7 protein-coding genes are annotated in these 7532 nt (G+C 77.2%); 2 read left to right on the top strand and 5 right to left on the bottom strand.

Features of this window, described 5'->3' with window-relative positions; translation table 11 throughout:
• Nucleotides 1-31: 31 nt before the first annotated feature.
• Together ACFUEL_RS30855 and ACFUEL_RS30850 are read right to left on the bottom strand one after the other, a co-directional pair.
• On the bottom strand, nt 32-205 hold the full coding sequence (locus ACFUEL_RS30855; RefSeq protein ID WP_380240082.1) for a CsbD family protein: 174 nt from the start codon (nt 203-205) through the stop codon (nt 32-34).
• 89 nt (nt 206-294) lie between these two features.
• The gene (locus ACFUEL_RS30850; RefSeq protein WP_380240081.1) at nt 295-1155 is read right to left on the bottom strand and encodes an oxygenase MpaB family protein; all 861 of its coding nucleotides are present in this window, start codon (nt 1153-1155) and stop codon (nt 295-297) included.
• 144 nt (nt 1156-1299) lie between these two features.
• Between ACFUEL_RS30850 and ACFUEL_RS30845 the strand changes: the two genes are divergently transcribed.
• Entirely contained in the window at nt 1300-2532 is a 1233-nt protein-coding gene (locus tag ACFUEL_RS30845; RefSeq protein ID WP_380240080.1) for an NAD(P)/FAD-dependent oxidoreductase, read from the top strand.
• A 4-nt stretch (nt 2533-2536) separates the two neighbouring features.
• Here ACFUEL_RS30845 and ACFUEL_RS30840 read toward each other — a convergent pair whose 3' ends face one another.
• From ACFUEL_RS30840 to ACFUEL_RS30830, 3 genes are all read right to left on the bottom strand, one after another.
• Nucleotides 2537-2713: a hypothetical protein gene (locus ACFUEL_RS30840; RefSeq protein WP_380240079.1), complete on the bottom strand. Its 177-nt coding sequence runs from the start codon at nt 2711-2713 to the stop codon at nt 2537-2539.
• 146 nt (nt 2714-2859) lie between these two features.
• Nucleotides 2860-3288, bottom strand: coding sequence for an ATP-binding protein (locus ACFUEL_RS30835; RefSeq protein WP_380240078.1), 429 nt, complete (start codon nt 3286-3288; stop codon nt 2860-2862).
• Nucleotides 3289-3403: 115 nt separating this feature from the next.
• Nucleotides 3404-3781, bottom strand: coding sequence for an STAS domain-containing protein (locus tag ACFUEL_RS30830; RefSeq protein ID WP_380240077.1), 378 nt, complete (start codon nt 3779-3781; stop codon nt 3404-3406).
• A 553-nt stretch (nt 3782-4334) separates the two neighbouring features.
• Between ACFUEL_RS30830 and ACFUEL_RS30825 the strand changes: the two genes are divergently transcribed.
• On the top strand, nt 4335-7532 hold a 3198-nt coding region (locus ACFUEL_RS30825), incomplete at its 3' end, for an ATP-binding protein (protein WP_380240076.1).

Below are 7532 nucleotides of genomic sequence, written 5' to 3'. Positions count from 1 at the left end.
GCCCGGGCCCCCGCGGTCGGAGCGGCCCCGCTCAGTCCTTGAAGGCGTCCTTGGCCTTCTCGCCGGCCTGCTTGAGGTCGCCCTTGGCCTTGTCGGCCTTGCCCTCGGCCTCCAGGCGCTCGTTGCCGACCGCCTTGCCCGCGGACTCCTTCGCGGTTCCCTTGAGCTTGTCGCCGGTGTTCTTGATCTTGTCACCCATGCTCATCGCGGCCTCCCGACCGGTCGATCCGTCGCTGACGCAGGACCGTATGCCCGGCTTGTCCGGAAAGATGCCGACCGATTCGGTCCGACCGCTCAGCCCCGCTCCCGGGGCACCGGCATCGCCCACCGGATCGCCCGCACCACGGCCAGGCCGAGCGGGCGGACCGCGGCGGCGGTGAGCGGGTCGGCCGGCAGGCCCAGCAGGGCGCGGTGCTCCGGCGCGGGCAGGCCCGCGGCGGCGGCGGCCAGCGCGCCGTAGGCGGGGCGGACGGCCCACGGCAGCGGCGGGTGCAGCAGCAGGAAGCGGGCGGCCTCGCGGGCCTCGGCCGTCCTGGCGAGTTCGGGCCGGTAGGCGCGGAGCACCGCGTCGAGCTCGGCCCGGCTGCGGGGCGGCTCCTCGACGCCGAGGTCGGCGGCGACCTCCGCGGTGTCCGCCACGTAGGCGTCGCAGCCCGCCGCGTCGAGCGGCGCGGCCCCGTACGCCTGATGGGCGCGCAGGAAGCTGTCGGTCTCCGCGGCGTGCACCCAGGCCAGCAGGTGCGGGTCAGCGGCCCGGTAGCGGACCCCGGCGGCCGTCGTGCCGCCGATCCGGGCGTGCACGGCCCGGACGCGGTCCACGGCGGCCCGCGCGTCCCGGTCGGTGCCGAAGGTGGTGACGGCGAGGAAGGTGCTGGTGCGCTGGAGCCGGCCCCACGGGTCGCTGCGGTAGCCGGAGTGCGCGGCGACCGCCGCCATCGCCGACGGGTGCAGCGACTGCACCAGGAGCGCGGCGAGCCCGCCGACGAACATCGCGGCGTCGCCGTGCACCCGCCGGATCGGCCGCTCCGGGCCGAACCGGCGCGGCCCCGGGGTGCCGTGCACGCGCTGCCGCACGGCGGGGCCCTCCGGCCCGGCCACCTTGGCGAACAGGGCCGCGCCGAGCCGCTCCCGCAGGCCCTCCCGTTCCGCGTCCACGCCCTCCACGGTAGTCCGGCCGCCCGGGTGCCCGGACCGTCCCATCCGTCCGCCGGGCCGGCTCCGAATCGGTACGGGCGGCCCCGTCGTCGGGGCCGCCGTCGGGGTCCGAGTCGAAGACGGTTCGAGGGCAGGAGGAGCGCGGTGGACGCGAACGGCGCGGTGGACGTGGCGGTGGTGGGAGCCGGGCCGGCCGGTCTCGCCTGTGCGCTGGACCTCGCGGCGGCGGGGCGGCGGGTGCGGCTGCTGGAGGCGGCGGACGCGGTGGGCGGACGGATGCGGACCGACCTGCGCGACGGCTTCCGGCTGGACCGGGGCTTCCAGGTGTTCAACACCTCCTACCCGCAGGTCCGCCGCCGCCTCGCCCTGCGCCCGCTGCGCCTGCGGCCGTTCACCCCGGGCTTCGCGCTGGCCGGCCCGGCCGGCCGCCGCCTGCTGGTCGACCCGCTGCGCCGCCCGCGCCTGGCGGGCGACCTGCTGGGCGGGCGGGTGCTGCCGGCCCGGGACGCGGCGGCGCTCGGCGCGCTGACCGTGCGGGACGCCCTGCTGCCCGCCGCACTGCTGCGGCGCGGCGGCGACCGGCCGACGGCGGCGGCCCTGCGCGCGGCGGGCGTCTCGCGGGCGACCGTCGACGGGGTGCTGCGGCCGTTCCTGGCCGGGGTCTTCCTGGAGGACGGGCTCGACACCTCCGCCCGGGTGTTCCACCTGTACTGGCGCAGCATGGTCCGGGGCACGCTCGCGCTCCCGGCGGCGGGGATCGGGGCGGTGCCGGAGGCGCTGGCCGCGCTGCTGCCCCCGGGGGTGCTGCGGCTGGACACCCCGGTCGCCGGGGTGCACGAGGGCGGGGTGCTGCTGGCGGACGGCCGGGAACTGGCGGCGCGCCACGTGGTGGTGGCCACCGAGCCGGCGGCCGCCGCGGCGCTGCTGCCCGGCCTGCCGGTACCGCCGACCCGCGCGGTGACGACCTTCTACCACGCCGCGGAACGCAGCCCGCTGGCCGCTCCGACGCTGCTGGTGGACGGCGGACGGCGGCTGCTGAACTCGGTGGTGCTGTCGGAGGTCGTCCCGGGCTGCGCGCCGCCGGGGCTCTCGCTGGTGTCGACCTCGGTACTCGGCACGGCCGCCGAGGAGCCTGCGGTGCGCGTCCGGCTGGCGGAGCTGTACGGCTGCGACACCTCCGGCTGGGAGCCGCTGGCCGCGTACCGGATCCCCGGCGCGCTGCCCGCGATGCCCGCCCCGCACCCGCTGACCCGTACCAGCCGGTGGGCCCCCGGCCGGTACGTGTGCGGCGACCACCGGACCACCGGTTCGGTCCAGGGCGCCCTGGCCTCGGGCGCGCGGGCGGCCCGCGAGGTGCTGGCCGACCTGGCGGTCTGACGGGTCAGCGCTCCGGCCGCCCGGCGGCGCGGGGCGACTCGGGCCGGTCGGCCGCGGGGCCCGGTTCGAGGAAGGGCGAGGTGGTGGCCGGCACGGGCCGCTGCCCGTCGCGGGGGCGCAGCGGCTGCTGGGTGGCGGTCTCGGAGAAGGGCTGCCACAGCGAGCGGCGATCGGTGTCCATGCGCCCAGTCTGACCTGCCGTCACCGTTCGAATCCTCTGATTTTTCGGCGACCGGTCCGGACGCGGTCCGTCCGTTTCACCGCCCGTCCGCCCGTCCGCCCAGCCGGTCGGCCGTCCAGCCGTCCGCCCGTCCAGCCGGTCGGCCGTCACAGCGCGAAGGTGACCCGGATGCGCTTGCCGCCGGCGGGCAGCGGCACCACGCGACAGGTCGCGGTGAGGGCCAGGACGATGGACCAGCCGCGGCCGCCGGCGGTGGCGGGATCCCGGTCGTGCAGGGGCCGGGCGACCGGGTGGCGGTCGTCGCCGTCCTCGACCTCGACGACCAGTTCGGTCCCGCAGGAGGCGAGGTGGGCGTCGAAACAGGTCAGGCCGCCGCCGTGGCGCAGGGCGTTGGCGACGAGCTCGGTGACCGCGAGCTGGGCATCGGCGAGCACCCGGCCGCCGGGATGCCCGGCCGCGGCCAGCAGCCGGGCAAGGGCGGTACGGGCCTGGCCCGCCGTCCGCACGGGCTCGGGCGGCCGGTCTTCGGGGACGGCGGCCTCCGGGGTGGACGGCAGGGCGTCGTCGTGGCGCATGAACGACCTCGAATCGTCTACGGCACCGTTCGTGCCGGCCGGTGAGGCCGGGAGGAAGGATTCGAAGGGCTTGTGCCCCGGGTGGGGCGGATGATGCGGCGGAGCGGGCCCCGGGTCAGCCGGTCCCGGCTCCGCTGGGGTCGTGGCGCAGGAGTTCCCCCGCCGCTGACAGGGCCTGCGGCAGGCTGTCGGCGACGGTGAAGTAGCCGTCGGTGGCGGTGATCTCCAGCAGGCGCCGGAGCGCGGGCCCGAGCGGGCCGAGCAGGACCAGCGCGCCGTCCGCCGCCTCCATCCGCTGCTGCGCCAGGACCAGGGTCCGCAGGGCGGAGGAGTCGGCGAAGGTGACCGCCGAGACGTCCAGGACGAGGGCCCCGGTGGTGCGGGCGACGGCGGCGTCCACCGCGGCGGCGAGTTCGCGCTGGTTGTCGTGGTCCAGATCGCCGCCCAGGGGCAGCACCGTCGTTCCGGGCGGCCCCGCAGTGTGGTCGGTCATGGCGGTCATGCTAGCCAACCGGGTCACGGCGAACCGGAGGCGGCTGCCGGGCCGGAGGCCGGTTGCCGGGCCAGAAGCCGGTTCTCGGACCGAAGGCGGTTGCCAGGCCAGGGGTGGTTCACAGGTCAGGGGGCGGGTTGCCAGGCCGGAAGCCGTTCCCGGACCAGGGGCCGTTCCGGGCCGGAGGCCAGTTGCCAAGCCGAAGGCCGTTCCCAGACCAGAAGCCGGTTCCGAGCCAGGGGCCGTTCCGGACCGGAGGCCAGTTGCCCGGCCAGAGGCTGTTCCGGACCGGAGGCCGTTCCCAGACCGGAGGCCGTTCCCGGGCCGGAGGCCAGTTCTCGGACCGAAAGCGGTTGCCAGGCCCGAGGCCGGTCCCCGGGTCAGGGGACGGCTGCCGGGTCGAGAGGGGTTGCCAGGTCGGGGCGGTTGCCGGGTCGGGGAGCGGGCATCCGTCCGGGACCGGGGCCACGCCCGGCACAATGGGTGACGGCTCCGCGTCCGGCGGGGCCGGGGCGGAGGAGGGAGACCGGTGGCGCGGGAACGGACACGGGGGGTGTTCGGCGCCGATCCGGTGGTGGGCGCCGACCTGGCGCGGGTCGACTGGGCGGGGACGCCGCTGGGAGATCCGGTGCGGTGGCCGCAGAGCCTGCGCTCGGCGGTGGACCTCGTACTGTCCTCGCGGTTCCCGATGTGGATGGCCTGGGGCCCCGAGCTGACCTTCCTCTGCAACGGCGCGTACCGGCGGGACACCCTGGGCGACAAGTACCCGTGGGCACTGGGCCGCCCGTTCCGGGAGGTGTGGGCGGAGGTCTGGGAGGACGCCCGGCCGCGGATCGAGCACGTGCTGACCGAGGGCGAGGCGACCTGGGACGAGGCGCTGCTGCTGTGGCTGCGACGCTCCGGGTATCCGGAGGAGACCTACCACACCTTCTCCTACAGCCCGCTGCGCGACGAGTCCGACCAGGTGGTCGGCGTGCTGTGCGTGGTCAGCGAGGACACCCAACGGATCGTCGCCGAGCGCCGGATGGCCACGCTGCGCGACCTGGGCTCCGCGCCGGGGACGGTGCGCACCGAGGAGGAGTTCCTCGCCTTCGCCGGCGGGCAGCTCGCCCGCAACCCGTACGACCTGCCCTTCACCCTGACGTACCTGTTCGAGGAGGGGGACGCCGCCCGGCTGGCCGCCTCCTCGGGAATGCCCGCCGGGCACCCGGCGGCGCCCGCGCTGATCGGCCCGGACGGGTCGGGCCCGTGGCCGGCCGGGACGGCCCGCGCGGGCGCGGCGTCGACGCCGTCGCTGGTGGGCGACTCGTTCGCCGACCTGCCGTGCGGGGCGTGGCTGGAGCCGCCCCGGCAGGCCCGGGTGGTACCGCTGAAAGGCGAGGGCGGCGACGGGCCGAGCGGTTTCCTGGTGGTCGGCCTCAGCCGCTACCGTCCGCTCGACGAGGGCTACCTCGGCTTCGTCGACCTGGTGGCGGACCGGCTGGCGGCGGGCGTCTCCAGTGCCCGTAGCCACGAGGCGCAGCAGCGGCGGGCCGAGCAACTGGCCGAGCTGGACCGGGCGAAGACGGCGTTCTTCTCCAACATCAGCCACGAGTTCCGCACCCCGCTGACGCTGATCGCCGGCCCGGTCGAGGCCCTGCGGCAGCGGCTCGCGGAAGCGGAGGCCGAGGCGGAAGCCGGGGCCGGGGCCGGGACGGAAGCAGGGGCCGGGGCCGGGACGGAAGCAGGGGTTGGAACCGGGGCTGGGGCCCGATCGGGTGCCCGACCCAAGGCCGGAGCCGGGGTCGGGACCGGGACCGGGACCGGGACCGGGACCGGGACCGGGACCGGAGCGAGTGTCAGTGCCGAGGCGGAAGCCGAAACAGGCACCCGGCCCGGAGCCGGGGTCGGGACCGGGGCGGGCTTCGTCGTCGATCCGGGTGTGCGTGAGGACCTGGAGACCGTTCGGCGCAATGCGCTGCGGTTGGAGCGGCTGGTCAATGCGCTGCTGGACTTCTCCCGGATCGAGGCGGGCCGGATGCGGGCCCGGCCGGAGCCGGTGGATCTGGCGCGGTTCACCGCCGAGTTGGCCTCGGTGTTCCGCTCGGCCGTGCAGCGGGCCGGGCTCGCCCTGGAGGTGGACTGTGCGCCGCTGGGTGCCCCGGTGCTGGTCGATCCGGGTCTGTGGGAGAAGGTGGTCTTCAACCTGCTCGGCAACGCCCTGAAGTTCACCTTCGAGGGCGCGATCCGGGTGCGGGTGCGCGAGCGGGACGGGCGGGCCGAGGTCACCGTGGCGGACACCGGGGTGGGTGTCCCGGCCGCCGAGCTGCCGCACCTGTTCGACCGCTTCCACCGGGTCGAGGGCGGCCGGGCGCGCTCGTACGAGGGCAGCGGCATCGGTCTGGCCCTGGTCAAGGAGCTGGTCGAGCTGCACGGCGGGTCGGTCACGGCCGAGTCCGTCCCGGACGGCGGCACCGCCTTCACGGTCGACCTGCCGCTGGCCCCGGAGGCCGTCCTGCCCGCGGCCCCGGCCCGCCGCGTCCCGGTCGACGGCGCCCCGGTCGACGGCGCCCCGGTCGACGGCGCCCCGGCCCGCCGCTCCCCCGCCGACGGCGCCGAGGCGTTCCTCCAGGAGGCCGCCCGCTGGGAGGCTCCGGCCCAGCCGGCCGACGGCGCCGGCAGCACCGGTGGCGCCGGGGAAGCCGTGCGGGAAGCCGTGCGGGAGGACGGCGACGGCGGGGCCGCGCACGTCCTGGTCGTCGACGACAACGCCGACATGCGCGACTACCTGAGCCGGATCCTGGGCGGTGCGGGCCACCGGGTCACCGCGGTCGGCGACGGCGGGCGGGCGCTGGCCGCCGTCCGCGCCGCCGCGCCCGACCTGGTGATCAGCGACGTGATGATGCCCGGTACGGACGGGCTCCAGCTGGTCGCGGCGCTGCGCGCCGACCCGCGCACCGCCGCGCTGCCGGTGCTGCTGCTGTCGGCGCGGGCCGGGCGCGGGGACGCCATCGACGGCTTCGAGTCGGGGGCGGACGACTACCTGGTCAAGCCGTTCGCCGCGGCCGACCTGCTGGCCCGGGTGCGTTCGGCGCTGCGGCTGGCGCGGCTGCGCGAGCGGCACACCCGGTGGAGCGAGGGGCTGGTCGACTCGCTCCAGGACGCGTTCTTCGTCTGCGACGAGGACGGCGCGGTGATCAGGGTGAACGCGGCGTTCGCCGACGTCCTCGGGTACGGCCCGGAGGGGCTGCCCTACGCCCCGCCGCACCCGTGGTGGGCGGACCAGGAGGCCGACCCGGACGCCCGGCGGCGGTCCGCCGACGCGCTGGCCGAGGCGATGGCGGGCGACGGCGGCAGCGCCACCGTTCCCGCCGTGCACCGGGACGGCCACCGGATCTGGGCGCACTCGACCTTCAACCGCGTCCCGGACCCGGCCACCGGGCGCACCGTCACCGTCGGCACCTTCCGCGACGTGACGGCCGAGTACTACGCCGTCCAGCGGGAGGGCGCGCTGGCCGCGCTCGCCGACTGCCTGGCCCGGGCCGCGGACGCCGAGGAGGCGCTCGCCTGCGCCCTGGAGGAGATGCGCGGGCTGTGGCGGGCCCGCCGGGTGCTGGCGGCCCGCTTCGACCGCGCGGACACCGCCGCCCCGCCCCGGCTCACCGTCGCCTCCCCCGACTCCTGCGCCTCCCCCGACTCCTGCGCCTCCGCCGGTCGGCCGGGCCCGGCGGAGACCGGCCTGCCCCCCGCGGTGGAGCGCCAGTTGGCGGAG

The sequence above is a fragment of the Kitasatospora sp. NPDC057198 genome, from assembly GCF_042670125.1.
Taxonomy (GTDB): Bacteria; Actinomycetota; Actinomycetes; order Streptomycetales; family Streptomycetaceae; genus Kitasatospora.
This window is presented reverse-complemented; position numbering and strand designations above follow the sequence as displayed.

Coding starts and splice junctions, on each gene's coding strand:
- ACFUEL_RS30830 (WP_380240077.1), bottom strand. CDS start 3,781: ATGACCGACCACACTGCGGGGCCGCCCGGAACGACGGTGCTGCCCCTG.
- ACFUEL_RS30855 (WP_380240082.1), bottom strand. CDS start 205: ATGAGCATGGGTGACAAGATCAAGAACACCGGCGACAAGCTCAAGGGA.
- ACFUEL_RS30835 (WP_380240078.1), bottom strand. CDS start 3,288: ATGCGCCACGACGACGCCCTGCCGTCCACCCCGGAGGCCGCCGTCCCC.
- ACFUEL_RS30840 (WP_380240079.1), bottom strand. CDS start 2,713: ATGGACACCGATCGCCGCTCGCTGTGGCAGCCCTTCTCCGAGACCGCC.